At 39.1% G+C, this 19260-nt stretch carries 11 protein-coding genes; 6 read left to right on the top strand and 5 right to left on the bottom strand.

Annotated features, from left to right (window positions below; all coding sequences use genetic code 11):
* Positions 1–93: 93 nt before the first annotated feature.
* Positions 94–789, top strand: coding sequence for a hypothetical protein (locus KKI44_RS09190; protein ID WP_214590728.1), 696 nt, complete (start codon positions 94–96; stop codon positions 787–789).
* Positions 790–1128: 339 nt separating this feature from the next.
* Entirely contained in the window at positions 1129–3990 is a 2862-nt protein-coding gene (locus tag KKI44_RS09185) for a M16 family metallopeptidase (protein ID WP_214590727.1), read from the top strand.
* 383 nt (positions 3991–4373) lie between these two features.
* Here KKI44_RS09185 and KKI44_RS09180 read toward each other — a convergent pair whose 3' ends face one another.
* Both KKI44_RS09180 and KKI44_RS09175 read right to left on the bottom strand, forming a co-directional pair.
* Positions 4374–4958 (bottom strand): DUF3109 family protein, encoded by a 585-nt coding sequence (locus KKI44_RS09180; protein ID WP_214590726.1) that lies wholly within the window; start codon positions 4956–4958, stop codon positions 4374–4376.
* A 5-nt stretch (positions 4959–4963) separates the two neighbouring features.
* The gene (locus KKI44_RS09175; protein ID WP_214590725.1) at positions 4964–5869 is read right to left on the bottom strand and encodes a DUF6427 family protein; all 906 of its coding nucleotides are present in this window, start codon (positions 5867–5869) and stop codon (positions 4964–4966) included.
* 42 nt (positions 5870–5911) lie between these two features.
* Here KKI44_RS09175 and KKI44_RS09170 point away from each other — a divergent pair, with 42 nt between their 5' ends.
* Positions 5912–6145: a DUF6341 family protein gene (locus tag KKI44_RS09170; RefSeq protein WP_214590724.1), complete on the top strand. Its 234-nt coding sequence runs from the start codon at positions 5912–5914 to the stop codon at positions 6143–6145.
* Between the two features lie 77 nt (positions 6146–6222).
* Here the strand turns inward: KKI44_RS09170 and KKI44_RS09165 are convergent, their stop codons facing one another.
* The 3 genes from KKI44_RS09165 to KKI44_RS09155 form a co-directional block, all read right to left on the bottom strand.
* On the bottom strand, positions 6223–6660 hold the full coding sequence (locus tag KKI44_RS09165) for a universal stress protein (protein WP_214590723.1): 438 nt from the start codon (positions 6658–6660) through the stop codon (positions 6223–6225).
* 59 nt (positions 6661–6719) lie between these two features.
* Positions 6720–7325 carry a fumarylacetoacetate hydrolase family protein gene (locus tag KKI44_RS09160; RefSeq protein WP_214590722.1) on the bottom strand — a complete coding sequence of 202 codons (606 nt, stop codon included), beginning with the start codon at positions 7323–7325 and terminating at the stop codon, positions 6720–6722.
* Positions 7326–8159: 834 nt separating this feature from the next.
* A complete protein-coding gene (locus KKI44_RS09155; RefSeq protein WP_214590721.1) occupies positions 8160–8558 on the bottom strand; it encodes a hypothetical protein in 399 nt (132 codons plus the stop codon).
* Positions 8559–10498: 1940 nt separating this feature from the next.
* Between KKI44_RS09155 and KKI44_RS09150 the strand changes: the two genes are divergently transcribed.
* The 3 genes from KKI44_RS09150 to KKI44_RS09140 are packed head-to-tail and all read left to right on the top strand — an operon-like array spanning position 10499 to position 19258.
* Entirely contained in the window at positions 10499–12100 is a 1602-nt protein-coding gene (locus tag KKI44_RS09150; RefSeq protein ID WP_214590720.1) for a T9SS type A sorting domain-containing protein, read from the top strand.
* Positions 12101–12105: 5 nt separating this feature from the next.
* The gene (locus KKI44_RS09145; RefSeq protein ID WP_214590719.1) at positions 12106–15501 is read left to right on the top strand and encodes a hypothetical protein; all 3396 of its coding nucleotides are present in this window, start codon (positions 12106–12108) and stop codon (positions 15499–15501) included.
* A 7-nt stretch (positions 15502–15508) separates the two neighbouring features.
* Positions 15509–19258, top strand: coding sequence for a DUF6443 domain-containing protein (locus KKI44_RS09140; protein WP_214590718.1), 3750 nt, complete (start codon positions 15509–15511; stop codon positions 19256–19258).
* The last annotated feature ends 2 nt before the right edge of the window (positions 19259–19260 follow it).

Below are 19260 nucleotides of genomic sequence, written 5' to 3'. Positions count from 1 at the left end.
GAAAACCACTGTTTTTACAGTGGTTTTTTTATTGATAAAACATCTGCATTTATTTGTTTAATATTCCTATATTTACGATTATAAACTTTATTTATGAAAAAGATCATCATTCCGTTTTTTTGCGCCGTGCTTTTTTCTACTTCGGTAGCTGCACAAAATACTACTGCTGCTCCGGCTAAAACGGAAGCTGTAAAATCTAAGCTTACTCCAAAAGAAGTTATCGATAAATATCTTACAGCACTTGGAGGAAAAGATAAACTTGAAGCAGTGAAATCCATTGTGATGGAAAATACAATTTCGGGGGCTGCGCTTCCGGGAGAAATCACAATGACGACCAAAAAACTGGGCAATAAGTTCAAATCTGAACAGTTTTTTATGGGACAGAAAGCGGCCTCTCAGTATTTTGACGGAGAAAAAGGGTACATGGAGCAGATGGGCAACAAAAGCGAAATTCCGGCAGAGAAACTGGGAGATTTAAAGAAAGGAAAAATTATTGATGCTTTAGGATACGATTATACGAAGTTCAAAGATGTTACTACGGAAAAAATAGACGGAAAAGATTATAATGTATTAACTTCGGATAAAGGAAAATTCTATTTTGATGCTTCTACAGGTCTTTTATATAAAGCAGATGCAAAAGAAGGAACTGCCTTTACGAAAGATTATTTAACGGTAGACGGAATTAAATTCCCGTCACTAATTGAAGCACAGGGAGGAGGGCAGACCATGACTATTAAAACAACAAAGGTTACTCTTAATGCAGGAGTTACAGATGCGGATTTTAAATAAAACAACTTTAATTTAACATAATAAAATCGGGTTTTGCCCGATTTTTTTGTTGATATACTATTTTTAACTAAAGTTTAACTAAAAAAAGAAATTCTTTACATTCTGAATTTATATTTTTGCGGTATTAAACACAAAAACATACTGATGAGAAAAGATGACATTACTTTGGCTTGGGCTTTCCCTTTTAAAGCTGTTCTCATTTTCTGAAATTCAAATCTTTTATCGGAAATTATTAACGATAATTAACTCAATTTTAACTTAAAATAATAATTTAAACATTTCCACGTTAAGTGAATAAATTATATTTTTGAACCATAAAAATTAATAATCGAAACAACTATGAAAAAAATGTTTTCGTCGCTTGCAGTTGTCTTTCTGATGTCTGCCAATGCATTTGCACAGAATATTCCTATGGATCCTTCTGTAAAGACCGGTACACTTCCGAACGGGATGAAGTACTATATCAGAAAAAATACATTACCCGAGAAGAAAGTAGATTTCAGACTGGCAATTAATGCAGGATCTATCCTTGAGGATGAAAACCAAAGAGGACTGGCTCATTTCATGGAGCACATGAACTTCAACGGAACAAAAAACTTTCCTGATAATAAACTTGTGGATTTTCTTCAGTCAATCGGAGTAAAATTCGGACAGCACTTAAACGCTTACACCAGCTTTGATGAAACAGTTTATATGCTTCCCGTTCCTTTAGACAAGCCCGGAAATCTGGATGCAGGTCTTAAAGTGATGGAAGACTGGGCATTTAACGCCACACTTTCCGATGAGCAGATCAATAAAGAAAGAGGAGTTGTTCTTGAAGAATTAAGACTTGGTTTGGGAGCAGACAAAAGAATGTCGGATAAATACCTTCCGAAATTACTGTACAATTCTCAGTACGCCAACAGACTTCCGATCGGGAAGAAAGACGTTTTGGAAAACTTCAAACCGGATGTCATAAGACAGTTTCATAAAGACTGGTACAGACCGGATCTGATGGCAATTGTAGTGGTGGGAGACATCAATGTGGACGAAGTTGAAAAGAAAATTAAAGATAATTTCAGCAAATATAAAAATCCTTCAAAACCGAGAGAAAGAAAGAGCTTCGATCTTCCGAACCATAAGGAAACTTTGGTGGCTGTCGAAACAGATCCGGATGCTACAAGATCTATGGTGCAGTTCATCATGAAAGATTCTGAAGCATATCAGCCGGATGTTACGGTAGAGCAGTACAACCAGAGTCTAGTAGAACAGCTTGCTTCCACCATGCTGAATAACAGATTAGGAGAGCTGGTAAACTCAAATAATCCTCCTTTTACGTACGGTTATGTTTATCACGGCGGAACCTATGCAAGAAGCAAAGAAGCTTTTCAGGGAATGGCAATGGTGAAAGACGGAAACCAGCTAAATGCGTTAAAAGTTCTTTTGGAAGAAACGGAAAGAGCGAAAAGATTCGGTTTCACCCAGACAGAATTAGACAGGGCAAAATCTCAGATAATGTCTAATATCGAAAGAACCTACAACAACAGAGACAAAACAGAAAGTGATGTTTTGGTTGATGAATATGTAAGAAACTTTCTGGAGCAGGAACCAATGCCGGGAATCGCATGGGAATATGAAGATACTAAAAAATTCTTACCTTCCGTAACGTTGGCTCAGACCAATGAAGTCATTAAAAAACTGGTAAAAGACGACAGCAGAGTAGTGGTAATCACCGGCCCTAAAAAAGACAACGTTCAGATGCCGACAGAAGCTATGGTACTGAATACTTTTGAAGGAGTGAAGATGGCAGATCTTAAACCGTATCAGGAAAAAGCTACCATTAAAAATTTAGTAAAACCTTTCAAATCTGAAGGTACAATTGCTAAAACAGAAACCGATGCCAAATTAGGAACCACAACATGGACACTGAGCAATGGCGCAAAAGTTACTTTCAAGAAAACAGACTTTAAAGACGATGAAATTGTTTTTGCAGCGAGAAGTCTGGGAGGAAGCTCAGTAATTAGTGATGCCGACTTTATTAAAACCCAGTTTGCTTTTCCTGCCTTATCAGAAGCCGGAGTTAATGGTTTCTCCAAAGCAGATCTTACCAATTATCTTGCAGGAAAGCAGGTAAATGTAAATCCGTCAATCGGAAACGTAACAGAAGGACTTTCCGGAAGAACAACCAGAAAAGATCTCGGAACAGCAATGGAGCTGATGTATGCTTATTTTACAGGTTTGAATTACAATCCTGATGCATTTAATGCGTACAAAACGAAACAGTCTGCGATGATGGATAACCTTTTGTCTAATCCTCAGTTTTATTTCTCGAGTGAGCATGCAAAATTCATGAATCAGAAAAACCCGAGATTCGTAGGAATTATCCCGACGGAAAAGGAATGGGCAAATACAGATTATAAAAAAGCGTACGATATTTATAAAGAGAAATTCTCCAATGCCGGAAACTTCCAATTTTATTTTGTAGGAAATATTGATGAGGCAACATTCAAAAATGAAGTGTTGCAGTACATTGCGAGTCTTCCTTCAAACGGAAAAACTTCAACGTTTAAAGATACCGGTTACAGACAGATTACCGGAGATTATTCTAAGGTCTACAAAAAAGGAAAAGATCCTAAAAGTATGGTAACGATCTCCTATACCGGAGAAACGCCTTACAACGAAAAAGAAGCATTGGCATTAGAAGCTCTTGGAGAAGTGGCAACCATTAAAGTGATTGAAAAGCTGAGAGAAGATGAAAGCGGAATTTACGGAGGCGGAGCAAGAGGAGGAATGTACAAAGTTCCGTTCAGCAATTACAGTTTCAGCATCAATTTCCCTTGCGGACCTGAAAATGCTGAGAAGTTAACAAAAAGTGCAATTGCAGAGCTTCAGAAGTTAATTGATAAAGGACCTGAACAGAAAGACCTTGATAAATATAAGGAAGGAGAGTACAATGATGATAAAACCAATATGAAAGACAATATGTATTGGATGAATGCGCTTACCAAAAACCAGTTGGACGGAAGCGATAAATATGAAATCCTTAACTATCAGGAAAAAGTAAAAGCTTTAACCGTAAAAGACCTTCAGGATGTAGCTAAGAAATATCTTACAAAAGGCAGAATCGTGGCAACCCTGATGCCGGAAGACGGTTGGGAAAAAGCCAAAAAAGAGGAAGCTAAAGCTGAAACAGCAGTCATAAAAGCCGGAGCAGCAAAATAATTTTCGATATAAAGTTCAATTAAAAACCGTTCTGTAGATTTTACAGAACGGTTTTGCTTTATTAAAGTAAGATTAATTTAGATCACCAAATTATTGCATTTTGTCAATTACCTAAGTTTTAATCTGATTTAAAACCTACAAAAATCAGCTTAAGACATAATTGATGATTAGTTTTGGCTAAAGCCAATTCCTATTGATATATTTATCTTGTCCTTCTATCAAGTCCATCTTTACTGATAAGGCTGAATGCAATTCAGTTAAAGTTGAAAAAAATCTTAAAACCTAAAAACCTTACAACTCTAAACCCTCAGACTCTCAGACTCTCAAACTCTTAAACTCTCAAATCCTCAAACCCTATCACTCTTTAAGCCTTTTACCCAAAATTAAGATCCATACTCCTTCTTCCATTCATCTGCCACTTCGCTCAGAACCTCGTAAAATTCTTCACCGTATTTTCGGATCAAAGGCGTTTTCAGGAATTTATACACAGGAACCTGCAATTCTTTGCCTAAAGTACAGGCATCGCTGCAAATCTTCCAGACATCATAATTCAATGCTTTAAAGGTAGAATATTCTTTAATACGGATCGGATAAAGATGACAGGAGATCGGCTTCTGCCAGTCTACTGCACCGTCCTCATATGCTTTTTCAATACCACATTTTGTAATTCCTTTTTCATCAAAAGTTACGTATGCACATTCGCGGTTTTCTACCATCGGTGTTACATACATTCCATCCATCGGATCGGTTGTCCAGGTTCCTGTTTTTTCGATGGATTTAATACCTTCCTCAGTAAGATAAGGCTTCACTTTTTCAAAAATACCATCTAAAATTTCCAGTTCGTCCTTATCCAAAGGAGCACCTACATCTCCTTCCACACAACACGCACCTTTACATTTAGAAAGGTTACACACAAACTCTTCAGAAAAAATATCCTCAGAGATCAATTTATCGTCTATCTGAATCATAATCTTTAAAATAAATTAAAATAAGTTCCGGCTTTAAAACCGATTAAACTGAAAATAAGCAGCCACAAACCAACTTCCTGCATCCAGTATTTTGGCAGAAACCGAAGCATTCTGCTGATGATAATAGTAGACGGAAAGGCAAGAAGAAGTAAATATTCATAATTTTTATTCATGTAAAGAATAATCGTAATCAGCTGCGCCATCGAAAAAACGAGCAGGAAAGTATATTTATATCGGCTTATCGGGCTTTTTTTATTATAATTTCTGAAATGATCGTACACAGCGTAGATCAGCATACCAATTACCGGAATTAAAGGCAGAAGCTCTGTGTAATCTGTCATAGGTTTCATCTTTCCGAAAGGAAAATAATCCATGTTCCAGCTTTTAAAATCAATAAAAAACATTACCGAAAAATAGCTGAACACAATTAAGATAATCCCCAGCAAAAACCTGAAAATATTCAGACTGATTCTCTCGGAAGTAGCAATGACGTGAATAATCACAAAAACCGCCATAGGCCATGTCGTCGGAAGAAAAATAAAATTCAGCGCAACAATAGAACCTACCAGAACGTAAGATTTCTTTCTGATATCTTCGTTTGTACTGGTTAAAAGCAGTAAAAGAAAAGAGTTGGTAAGAAGAGCGACTGCGATTCCTATATCTAAATGTCCCGGATAAAGCCCGAAAACAAAAAAAGTATACAAAAATAACGGAAGGTGCGTCTGGTAATTGAGTGCAATACTGTGAAAACAGAAATATCCCAGAGCAATTCCCAGAAAAGTAATTCCGGCAATAATCCCCTCATAAGTGTTGAAATTCAATAAATTAAAAGTTATTACTATTAAAAGAAGAAAACCAATATAAACAGGAATTGAAAAAATATTGCTTTCTTTTGAAAGTAATTTAAACATTTTTTATAAATTTGTACAAAGTTAATTTAAAAAAGGAAAATAATGACGTCTTTCTTTCTATTCTTAAGCAAAGTTTTCAAATGGTCTTTCGGTTTCTTTGATGCTTTCGGTAATGTTTTGAACTGGATTCTGTTTATCGTTTGCTGCGCACTGTTCACTTACTGGTGCTACGTTTTGGTAGTTACTCTGGGAGGTGATAAAGATAAAGACTACTATTCTCCAACGGAAGGTAAGCATCCTTACTACGATCCGAAAATCTACAAAAATGAAGGTTAATTAATTGGTTATATAGTAAAAAGCCGATCAAATAATTTATTTGGTCGGCTTTTTTATTTAACGGTTAAAATTACTTTTTAGTCATGTATCGGAAGAACCAGAACAGGAACTTTAGAATCCTTCGTGATTCCTTTTGTTAAGCTTCCCACGAAAACATCATAAATCCCGCTTCTTCCGTGTGATCCCATCACGATAAAATCTGCTTTTTTATCTTCTGCATGTTCCAGAATAATATCCTTGGCAATTCCCTGTTTAAGAATATGTTCGCAGTCTACATCATGAGCCAGAATTCTTTGCTGAATCTTGTTCAGCTGAACAAGCTCTTCCCGGATCTCGTTTTCCTCAACTTCCGGAAAATACTGAAACCCCATATCTCCTATGGCAAAGCCAATATCCGATGGCGCAACGTGAATGATATAAATTCTGCCGTTAACCTGCTTAGCAAATTTTACGGCTCCTTCCAGAAGCTGTTCTGTTTTGTCCCCAAAATCTACGGGTAATACAATATTTACCATAACCTTTAATTTTGTTTACTAAAGATAGGAAAATTATGCCAGAAATTATGTTAAATTACTTATAATATTCGGATATCAAGAACTTTTTCTTCTTCCAGATAAGCTTCCAGAATATCATTTTCCTCCACTTTACCTACCCCTTTCGGAGTTCCGGTGAAAATAAGATCTCCCACTCTTAAAGTAAAATACTGTGATACAAAAGCAATAATATCATCAATGGTGAACATCATGTCTTTCGTATTTCCGTCCTGTACCTTTTCCTTGTTCTTCAGTAAAGAAAAATTCAGGGAATCCAGATTAAAATTTTCCTTTTTAAAGAAATTTCCCACCACTGCAGAACCGTCAAAACCTTTCGCTAGTTCCCAGGGCAGTCCTTTGGATTTTAATTCACTCTGAAGATCTCTTGCGGTAAAATCAATTCCCAGCCCGATTTCCTCATAATGTTTGTGTGCCGTTTCTTTCTGGATGTATTTTCCGCCTTTTGATATTTTCACAACAACCTCCAGTTCGTAATGTACATCCTCTGAAAACTCAGGAATGTAAAAATCATTTCCCTTCAAAACCGCTGTATCCGGCTTCATAAAAATAACCGGTCTTTCAGGGATTTCGTTGCCCAGTTCTTTTGCGTGTTCGCTGTAATTTCTTCCTATACAGATTATTTTCATACTCTTTTATTTTGTCTTTGCGAGAATCGAATGCGACGAAGCAACCTCAGTCTCACATTATTTAATAAATTTTTATTTTAATGATCGTATACTTCCATCCTCCATCTTCCAACTTCCTTCTTTTTTAGGAGCTTTTTCCCGCTTTCCGCTGTATCTTTTGTTCCGCTTTGCTTCACAAAAGGATGCCGCTGCAATCGAGGCTATGAGAAGGAAACGGTTAATTTTTACGAGTTAATCATGAATTTTCCAATATATAATATTTATTTGTAAAAGAAAATTCATTCCTCATCGATTATAAATCATCAATTATCAGTCATCACTTATCACTTATCACTTATCAATTATCAATTATAATTAAAGACCACCCCGTCAAAAATTCATTCGAATTTTTGCCACCCCTCCAAAGGAGGGGAATTGTTGCTGCTTTTTTTCAATATTATCCTTATGATATAATAACAATAACAAAGATACTGTCATTTGCTGAGTGAAAAGCCTTTAGGAAAGGAAAATGTACACAATATTTTATTGTTTTTTTTAATTGATTTCTTGCTTTTCACTGTATCTTTCAATCATCAATCATCAATCATCAATTATCACTTATCAATCATAGTTAAAGACCACCCCGTCAAAAATTCATTTGAATTTTTGCCACCCCTCCGGAGGAGGGGAATTGTTACGTCTTTTTCAACATTATTTTGTCGTACAAATACGGAGAACAAATATACTGTCATTTGCTGAGTGAAGCGCCCTTGCGAACGGAAAATATCCACAATACCTTCAAAAAAATATTGCGATCATTGCGTTAAAAAAACATTACGTCACTTTCTAAAACCATTAATGCGTAAACTCATTCCCGCAATAATAACAGACAAATTTATGACTCGCTAAAATCGAAATTCCGAAAAAACTCGTTGCGCTGTCGTCCCTGTAAATGTGATTGGAACCACATTTCGGACAAACGAAATCAAATTCAGGATCTGCAATGGTGTGTTCCACCTCCAGAGAAAATTCTTCGTTTTCCTTGTAATCTTTCAATGCCTGATTGGCTTTTTCAAGATCCACTTCAAAAACCTGAAGCTGAATTCCGCCAACCGCCTGAGAAAGCAGCCAGTCCGACTGGATCAGCTGTTCATTCGCGATAAAGCTGTTGATGCCGCTTTCCGCCAGAATCTGTTTGTCACGGTTCGCCTGAAGCGCCGTTTCGTAAAATTTGAATTTAACCAATTCACTCATCGTCTTTTTACTTTTTCCATGTTTTTTATAAATATAGTTATTTTTATTTTTTTAAGTGAATGAACTTACGTAATGTAAGCGCAACAGATTCAAATTTATTTTCTTATAAAACTTTAAACAAATCATTGTAAACCCAACCACCACCGTGGGCTGAGCGGAGCCGAAGTGCACATCATTTTCACCCCATTTTAAACAGATCATTGTCAATCACACCCGCCACCGTACGCTGAGCAGAGTCGAAGCGCACATCATCCTGAATTAACCATTCCAAAATTGTTTAAACCCGCAAAGGACGCAATATTTTTTAACACACTCTATCTGTTTAGGGCGCAAAGATTTTATCTCCGATAAAATTTTAATGAAGATATTTCTAAGGCAACCGTACGCTTCGGCTCCGCTCTGCGTACTTTTTGGTTGATTTGTTTGATTGACTGAATTTCTGAAAATCTGTTTTTTTTGCTTGTTTTTGAATGATGTTTTTTGATGAACGGAGTAAAATTACCAAAGAAATGTCCATTCTCCACCATCATAAAAAATTCTGACTGGTTTTGACTGCTTTTGACCGGTTTTGACCGGTTTGAAAACCCATTTCTTCGGATCATGTTCGGGTCTTCTTCGGATTGGCTTCGGAAAAATGGGATTTTTTCCGAAGAAACACCGAACAACAGCCGAAGGATTCCGGAAGAATTTTATGAAAGTATTTCTGCTTTTGTACGCTTCGGCTCCGCTCAGCGTACTTCATTGCTACTCCATTTTAAACAAATCATTGTCAATCAACCCGCCACCGTACGCTTCGGCTCCGCTCAGCGTACTTCAATGATACTCCATTTTAACAAATCATTGTAACGCAAACCTGCCACCGTGGGCTGAGCGTAGCCGAAGCCTACGGTGTTGCAATTCCATTAAACGGATCATTGTACCCACACCCATTACCGTGCACTGAGCGGAGCCGAAGCACACATCATCCTGAATAACCCTCCCCAAAATTGTTTACAATCGCAAAGGCGCAAGATTTTTAACATCAAAGTTGTTTAAAGTAAAATGGCAGAAAACTCTATAGAGTTTTATCTGTGTAGACACCATATTCGCAAGGCGTTCTGCGTTCCGTAGGAACGCTATCTTTAGAAAATTTATCGTATTTAAGATATCAATCCTATGGATTGATTGACGGATTTATTCTTATTTCTACACAGATTCTGCTCCTAAAGGAGCAAACTCTTTACTTTAAACAACTTCATGCTCTATCTATTAAGGCGCAAAGATTTTATCTCCGATAAAATTTTAAGGCGGATATCTTTCGCTTCGACTCTGCAGAGCGTACATCAATGCAACTCCATTTAAACAGATCATTGTCAATCAACCCACCACCGTACGCTGAGCGGAGTCGAAGCGCACATCTTTGCCACACTATTTTAAACAAATCATTGTAACGCAAACCTGTCACTGTAGGCTGAGCGGAGTCGAAGCCTACGGTGCTGCAATTCCATTAAACAAATCATTGTCAATTACACTCACCATCGTGCGCTGAGCGGAGCCGAAGCGCACAATAAATAAATTTTGCGTTGAAAAATATTTTCTCTAATTTCGTTTCCAGATTATAACGGGAAAATGGGAAGCTCCACGCTTTCTTTTTTTTTCGATTAATTTCCAACCTTTTTAAAAATATTTGCATCTTTAAAATAAAACGACACCTTTTGTCGTTACAGGGGTGTAACTTTGCAGAAGATAAAAAGACTAAAAGCTTTTTACCATTCTGATTTTTAAAAAAACTAAAAACAGGCTGTCAAAAGCCGATAAAAAAACAAAAACCATGAATACAATAAATGATTTTCGAGCAGATTCTATCCGGGATAATTTTTTAAGAATGAGGGTTTCCTTATTTTTTTAACCCGTTCTATTCTTAATTTCACCTTTACAATAACGTTAAAATTACACTAAGTATGAAAAAACTCAGCATGAGTGTCTTCACTCTGTGCAGCATTCTGGGGGTATATGCCCAGGAAGTAGTCTGGCAGAAAGACATCCGGTCCTCTACGCAGGACTTTCTCTCACAGGTCACCACGACCATCGATCAACAGTATTTAATTACCGGAAGCAGCATCCGTCCTGACAACCATCAGCCAGCATCCGGCAGCCAAAAGCAGAACAACGGTTACGATTTCCATGTGGTAAAACTCAACCAGCAGGGCGAAGAGGTATGGGAAAAATATTTCTCTGGGAAAAACCATGATTTTTTGTCGGCAACGGTTAATACGCAGGAAGGAGGATTTCTTCTGGCAGGTTCCAGCTATTCGGGGAGAGGGCTTGATAAAAAAGACGATTCCAAAGGCGGATCGGATTTCTGGCTGATCCGCATCAACGAATTCGGCGATGAATTATGGCAGAAAACCATAGGCAGTGCTGCGGATGAAGAAGTAAGGGCGGTGATTCAGACCACAGATATGGGATTCTTTGTCACTGGCAATGTGCAGAACCCACCGAAAGGCTACGGCTCCAAAGATGTTCTGGTAGTACGGCTGGATAAAAACGGGAAGGAACTATCCCAATTGGTATTAGGAGGTAAAGGTCTGGATGAAGTGGAAAAGATGATTCCTACCAAAGACGGGGGAGCCCTGTTAGGGATCTATTCGAGAAGCGGGGCTTTGGTAGGAAGCGGGAAGGCAGAAGCTGGAAGTAAAGCCAAGCAGACAGAAAATTTTGGCGAAGGCGATTACTGGATCGTGAAACTTTCGAAAGACGGAAAAGTGGAATGGGAAAAGAATTTCGGAGGAAAAGGCGATGATCATGTAAGAACACTGGCACTAACTTCAACAGGCTATCTGATCGGTGGGGAATCCAGATCGGAAAGATCGGGAAATAAATCCGTCGGTATTGAAGAGGGTACAGACCTCTGGTTGATCTCCATTGATGAAAGGGGCGAAGAACTCTGGCAGAAATCCTACAGCTTTAAAAACAGGGATGTTCTGATGGGAATGAGCGTCATTGCCGGAAAGCAGGAAGACGGAGGCGGGAAGTCTAAGGGAATTCTCTTGGGCGGTTACACACAGGCGGAAGGCAGGATTGAAAATGATGACGAGACTTTCTGGATGCTGTATCTGGACCAGAACGGAAACGAGCAGTGGAGAAAGCACGTAAAAGGAGAATCCCGAAAGAAAGAGGAACGGTTATCTGATATTAAGCTGAACCGTGACGGATCGATTGTTCTCGCAGGAACCAGCGCAGAGGAGTTGGGCAAAGAAAACTGGAAGATCGTAAAGCTGGGTGACAAACAGGTTGACCAGCTGATCGAAAAGCAGGATATCAGGATCTACCCGAACCCGGTAACGGATTATGTGTATGTGGAGCTTGGGTTTGAGGGCTTGAGAGAAGGCGCATTTGAGGCTGAGATTGCGGTGTATGATATGGGCGGAAGAAAGCTCGAAACGGTAAAAACAAAAAACAAGATCACCAAGATCAATACCCAGCCTCTGATTCAGGGGGCATATCTGGTGGTGGTGAAAACCAATGACAAAACGGCGAATGCCAAATTGATTAAAAAATAATACAAATGAGAAAATATTTAATAGGAATTGTCTTTTGTCCTGTAATACTTATTTCAGGACAGGAGTTAAGCTTTATTCCAAGTTCTCCCCAGTCTTTTCAGTTTACAAGAGAAAAAAGTGTCTCTGAAGATGAGCATACCGGAAAATTAAATATAAATATTCCGCTGCTCAGCTTAAATGGCAATAAAATTTCAACCGCTCTATCATTACAATATTTTGGTGCCGGGGTTAAGGTAGATGACCTTCCCAATGATACAGGAATGACATGGATGATAAATGCCGGAGGAATTATAAGCCGCACCGTAAATGGACTTCCCGATGAAAACACTGATAGATTAACTAAAAATTATAATGAAATTACTCAGAATGCCGCTTCTGACTGCGCAGCAGATGATATCTTAAGAAAAGTCTGCTATCAGCCTACGGCAATAGATTCGGAAAGAGATGTTTTTAATGTCAAAGTACATAATATTTCTGCATCTTTTTATTTGGACGAAAACTTTAACCCTTACTTTATGAAGAATGATTCTGATGTAAAGATTAAGACAATTAACGCTGATCCCAACTTAGGAAACAGAAGCTTTACAGGGTTTGAAATGACGGATACAAACGGGATAAGATACATTTTCGGAGGTTCACTGGATTACAGAGAAATGACGGGATCTAAGATGATGCCTGCTCCCGGCGGAATAAGCAATTATGCCGATACTTCTTATTTCTTAAAGGAAATTATCCATCCTAATAATGAAAAAATCTCTTTTACATATGAAAACTCCGATTTTGAAACCCATACGGTTTTCGAAAATGATATCTGCTATTTATTTTCAGGAAACAATTTAGATCCATCTAATAATCCTGTTTCTGTTCTTTCACCGGAGATAAAAAAATCTTTTCAGACATTATATGTATTAAACAAAAAAAGAATTAGCCAGATCACTTCAACCGAAAGCAATCGGATGATAAAGTTCAATTATGATACAAAGATCAATTCTGAATTCAAAACATATTTATCGTCCATTGAACTGAAAGAAAATAATACGGAAAAAGAGAAGATAGTATTTAATTATGTTTTTGACGGTGCCAAAAATAATAACAGATCCCAACGTTTCTTTCTTACCTCTGTTCAGCTGTATAAAAATAATGTCTTTGAAAAAAAATATAATTTTTCTTACAATGATCCTTTAGAACTCCCCAAGAGAATTTCTTACGAACAGGATATGTATGGCTATTATAATAACAAAACCTTGAATCAGTCTTTAATTGCTTCTTTTCATAATTATATGCTGCCGCTTTCACCGGCATATACCCCTGCTGTTTTAAATTCTTTCGGAGAAAGAACACCAGATTTTTTCTATGCTTCCAAAGGTCTGTTAACCGAAGTGAATTATCCTACAGGAGGTAAAACCACCATTGAATATGAAGCTCCTCCTATGAGAGATCTGCAGCAGATAAACGGAGGAGTAAATCTGCTCTTCAATAATAATGTTATGGAGCCTGACCGTTTATATGGTGAGTGGATCATAGAAAATATTTATCAGCCTCAAACAGTTAATATTAATTATTCAATGGGTTCTGATAATTATAACGGGAATCATACCCAACAGTTTTCATGGAAATTAATTGATCTTGACACGGGACAGACACTATTAACCGGCGGCCGTATATTAGGATACAGCAGCCAGATACAAACCCAAACATTTCAATTTTTACCCGACAAACATTATAAGCTGATTGCACAGGCAGGAGCCAATAATCCTCCTATATCTGTAAACAGTTATGTTATGGCTAACGTTGCATTAAGCTACACCCAACTTTCTGACAATTCTGTAGACGGCTATGGAATAAGGGTAAAATCTATAAAAGATACCGATCAGGGAGTGGTGAAAAGCTATAAAAGATTATATTATAATCCTGCCGAAATTTACGATCATCAAAGTTTACCTGTTTTAAAAACAATTCCTCAGATAAGCACTGTTTCTATAGGAGATCATCATGCTGCCGGTCCTGCTATAACGTATGCTTTGCATAGTTCAAATAATACGAGTGATATGTACAACAGCAATCTTCAGGAGCGTTATGAGTTTGTAACGACCAGTGTGGGGGGAGACCATTTTGAAAACGGTGGTTATGAAAAAATGTTCAGAAAAGATTATAACGAGCCTAATCAGGTTTTAACAATTGATCCGGGACCCGGATATTGGTCTTCAAGTGTATCTACAGGACTTAACTATAGTGCTTTTATACAGAACGTTATTACAAGCGCATTTTTCAGTGCAAAATCCAACCGTTTGACGTTCAGTGGTAATGTGTTGAGAACCAGGGATTTTGTAAAGGTAGGCAATAATATTTTCAGAAACAGACAAACCAATTATTCCTATAACTATCAGATTTTAAAAGCACAGCCTAATCTCATTGTGTTTAAAATGTATGATGAAAGCACATTGGCGCTTTGCAGCTATGGAGATGTTCAAAGAATTTCTAATTATCATTTGGGATTATACAATCATTACACGATAGATGCTAAGCTTCGCAAAGAGGAAGTGGTAGAGTATATAGATTATATGCCTTTAGAAACCTCTCTTTCTGACCCATCCTATGATGATTATCTCAACCCTAACTACCGTAAACTGATTACCACAAAAAATTATGACTACTCTTCAATGCACAGCCAGGTTACCAAACAAACCCTCACAACCCCTGAGAACAGCATCACAGAGACAAATTATAAATACGCCCACGAAAAAAACAACCAGCTGATGATCTCTAAGAACATGATCGGTATTCCATTGGAAACCACCGTTACGCAAACCGTTGGCGGTGTTACCAAAACACTGGGCAAAACAGAAACGGTTTATCCGGTTTCCCTTCCTACGCCTCAGGCAGGAAACCTCGTGCTTCCGTTATCCCAGAAATCGTACGATAAACTCAGCGGTACTTCATCCACGGATGTTACCTACGACAAATACGATGAAAAAGGAAACATCCTTCAGTACACTACCAAAGACGGAATTCCGGTAGCCATTGTCTGGGGATACAACAAAACCCAGCCCATTGCCAAGGTGGAGGGAATCACTTACGATCAGCTGACTTCCTCAGTTCCGGTTTCAGGGATTGTAACAGCTTCCGACAATGATGCCGCAGATCCTGCACAGGAAAGCCTTCTTCTCGATGCCCTAAGCAGCTTCAGGAAACAGCCGGCTCTTTCAGGAAAGCTGATCTCCACCTACACCTACGATCCGCTGATCGGGGTAACCAGCATCACGCCACCGTCCGGAGTAAGACAGACCTACACCTACGATTCGGCAAACAGGCTGAAAGAAACAGGAGTAAGAGGAAAAAACAGCGCAGGAAGCTATATCAACAAAAAAATGTCTGAAAACAAGTACAACTACAAACCATAACACAAACATGAGAAAATACAGTACCACCAAAACATTCTCCCTGTTGGGGCTGAGCATTGCCGCGATGTCCTTCGCACAGTCCCAGAACGAGAACTACATACAGTCCCGGAGCTGTCTGAATGACGACTGCAGCCGGAAATCCGAGACCATCACTTACTTTGACGGTCTGGGAAGACCCAAGCAGATCATCAGTGTAAAAGCGACACCCGGCGGAAAAGACCTGGTAACCCCCGTTACCTATGACGGCTTCGGAAGACAGGTGAAAAACATCCTTCCCGTTCCTGCTACGACCCAGAACTCCTCCATCCATACCGGAATTACCGATGAAACGGCAGCCAACTCCTATTACGGGGTTTCCAATGCATATTCTGAAAAGGAAATGGAAAACTCCCCGCTGGACAGGGTATTGCAGCAGGCAAGCCCGGGAGAGCCATGGAAGATGAGCTCGGGACACACCCGGAAGCTGAAGTACGAAACCAACCTGGGAACAGAGGTGAAGAAATTTATCACCAGTACAACCACCAGTACCGTGAACAATGTTTCCACCATGGTTTCCACGCTTTCGGTTTCTACGGATAATTCGGGATATTATCCCGCATCAACACTGTATAAAAACACCGTAACCGATGAAGACGGAAACCCTGTAACGGAATTTAAAAACGGACAGGGACAGACGATTCTGATCCGCAGAAATGACGGGGCACAGAATGTGGACACGTATTACGTGTACAACGAATACAACCAGCTGGCTTTCGTCCTTTCCCCGAAAGCGGTAAAACAGATTTCAGATAACAGTAACCTGATTACGGATGCGATTTTAAACGAGCTCTGCTACCAGTACCGGTACGACGGCAGAGACCGTCTGGTTGAAAAAAGACTGCCCGGAAAAGAGTGGGAACTGATGGTGTACGATAAACAGGACCGTGTGGTGCTCACACAGGATGCGATCCTGAGAACAGTAAACAATAACTTCGGAAGCAAAGGCTGGCTTTTTACCAAATATGATGAGTTCGGAAGAGTGGCGTATACCGGTTTCTTCTCCAACACCGCATCGAGACAGGTAATGCAGAATGCCCTGAACAGCATGACCGCCAATCCTTACAATACCGAAAGAAGAACCTCCACCTCCTTTAATCTGCAGGGACTGGATGTGTACTACGACAAACAGGCATTTCCTACAGGAAGCATGACCCTGCTTTCGGTTAATTATTACGATACCTATCCTCCCGAAGCTCCGGCAGTTCCGGCAACGGTTCTGGGACAGCATACGATGAAACAGACGCTGGGAAGCAGTGAAGATGCTTCCACGATGGGAATTTTAACCGCTGCCTACGTTAAAAACATCGAGGACAACAACTGGACGAAAACCTACAGCTATTACGATTCGATGGGAAGAGCCATTGCCACCAAAAGCACCAACCATCTCGGAGGGTATACCAACACCGAAACTGAACTGGATTTTGTTGGGGTTCCTTTAAAAACCAATACCTATCACCTCAGAAAGCAGGGCGAAGTCGGGGTAACGGTACAGGAAAGATTTGAGTACGATTCCCAGAACAGGTTGGTAAAACATTACCATCAGGTAGATAATAATGCTGAGATTCTTTTGACCGAAAATACCTACAACGATCTGTCCCAGCTTGTGAACAAGAAAGTAGGCTCTACATCGGGTTCTGCGCCCCTGCAAAGCATCGATTACGATTACAACATCCGCGGCTGGATGACGGAGATCAACAAAAACCAGATGGCGGCTACCGATCTTGGAGGAAAACTGTTTTCCTACAAGATAAAATATACCAGTCGCGACGGGATCGAAAATCCGGATACAGCACAGTTTTCAGGAAAGAATGTTGTCCCGAAATACAACGGAAATATTGCCGAGGTAGATTGGAGAGCTGTAGAATCTATTGGTGCCAATCCATCAACAACCCCGAAAAGATACGGGTATGCCTATGATAAAATTAACAGGTTAACGGCAGGGTTTTACCAGAATCCCCAAAAACCAAACAGTAAAGAAAATACGGAATCGTTAGCGTATGATCTGAACGGAAATATCACCAGTCTGTACAGAACCTCGGTTCTGGAATATGGGAATACAACGCCGACCATGATTGATAACCTGCAATACATCTATGCTTCCGGCAATATCAGCAACAGGCTTACCAACATCAATGATCATGCACAAAATGCAACAGGATACGAAGGCGGCGGACAAACCATCGGGTATGATGTGAACGGAAACATGATCAGTATGCCGGATAAGGGAATCAGTATGATTAAATACAATCATTTAAACCTTCCCCATCATCTGGAATACAGCAGGGACGGCATTGAAATGGTGAAACTGGACACAAAATACCGCGCCGACGGAACAAAGCTCCGTAAGGTAAACACCACAACGATTTCCGGAATTAATGGCTACACAACCTCTGTAAAGACCATTGATTACCTTGACGGCTTCCAGTATCAGAACATCACTAATTCAGGTGGCGGAGGCGGAGGAAGCTCGTCTTTTTCAGCATCCAATCTTGAGAGTTCCAGAGCGATGGAGACGCAGGCGTTCAGTCTTGTGGACATCGGAGGTCTGGAACCTATCGGAATGATTAAAAATTCTGACCTACAATTTTTCCCAACTGCAGAAGGATTTTATGATTACCAAAAAGATCAATATATTTACCAGTATAAAGATCACTTGGGAAATACAAGGGTAAGTTTCGGAAGAAACAGCGCAGGCGCTCTTGAAATTGTGGATGCTAATGATTATTATCCTTTCGGAATGAATCACCTAAAAAGTGGAAATTCTTTCTTTGGATCAAGTTCGTATAAGAATTATAAATACAACGGAAAAGAGTTGCAGGAAAGTGGCATGTATGATTACGGCGCAAGGTTTTATATGGCAGACATCGGACGCTGGGGTGTAGTGGATGAACTGGCAGAAAAGTCAAGACGATTTACACCTTATAACTATGCTGTCAATAATCCGATTATGTTTATTGATCCTGATGGTAGAGAAGCTCAATGTTGTGGAAAATATTGGAATAGCGTTTGGACAGGCTTTAAACAGGAAGCAAAAAATATAGTCGTAGGTAGTATTCAATTGGCAGCAAGACCAGGGAAAGTAATTGGAACAACTATTGGCACAGCAATAAATGATGCAAAAGCTGGTAAATATAGTTCTGCTGTTGATAAAATAACCAATTTGACCCATATGGGTACGACGGATATGGTTAAAAATGTGTTTAAAGCAGCGAAAGGAGACGGTAAAGCTTTAGGTACTCTTGGAGCTCAAGGTTTAGCAGTAGCAGTAGCAGAGGGTACAGGGCGAATTGCTGGAGCTGCTAAAGGAGCGAGAGTAGTGGAAACTGAATCATCGACTAGCTCTTTAAATGGATCGCAACTTTCCAGATCACAAATGAATTCTTTAATTGGAGGTGGTGGTGCTGAAAGAGCTGCGCAGTATTCTTCTCAATGGGAAAGTGCTAGTTTATCAGAGACAATACAAAAAATTGCCCCAGAATCACAAGGAGTAACAACTACTACAGGGAAGACTATTTATAATAATTCTGAAACAGGATTACAGGTTGTTTATGATAATGCAGGAAATTACTTTAGAATAGAAGATACTAATTTATCTGGAAGAAGAGTATATTTGGATCTAGATGGAAATGTTCCGAATAATAAAACTGTAAATGGAAAACAATTAGGAAGAAGTCAAGGTGAATATAATCAAGTAACTCATTTTAATAATATTGATTAAAT

Origin of the sequence: Chryseobacterium sp. ZHDP1 (assembly GCF_018603435.1) — a bacterium.
Lineage (GTDB): Bacteria > Bacteroidota > Bacteroidia > Flavobacteriales > Weeksellaceae > Chryseobacterium > Chryseobacterium indicum.
Note: the sequence above shows the minus strand (reverse complement) of the source record. Positions and strands in the feature narration are given on the sequence as shown.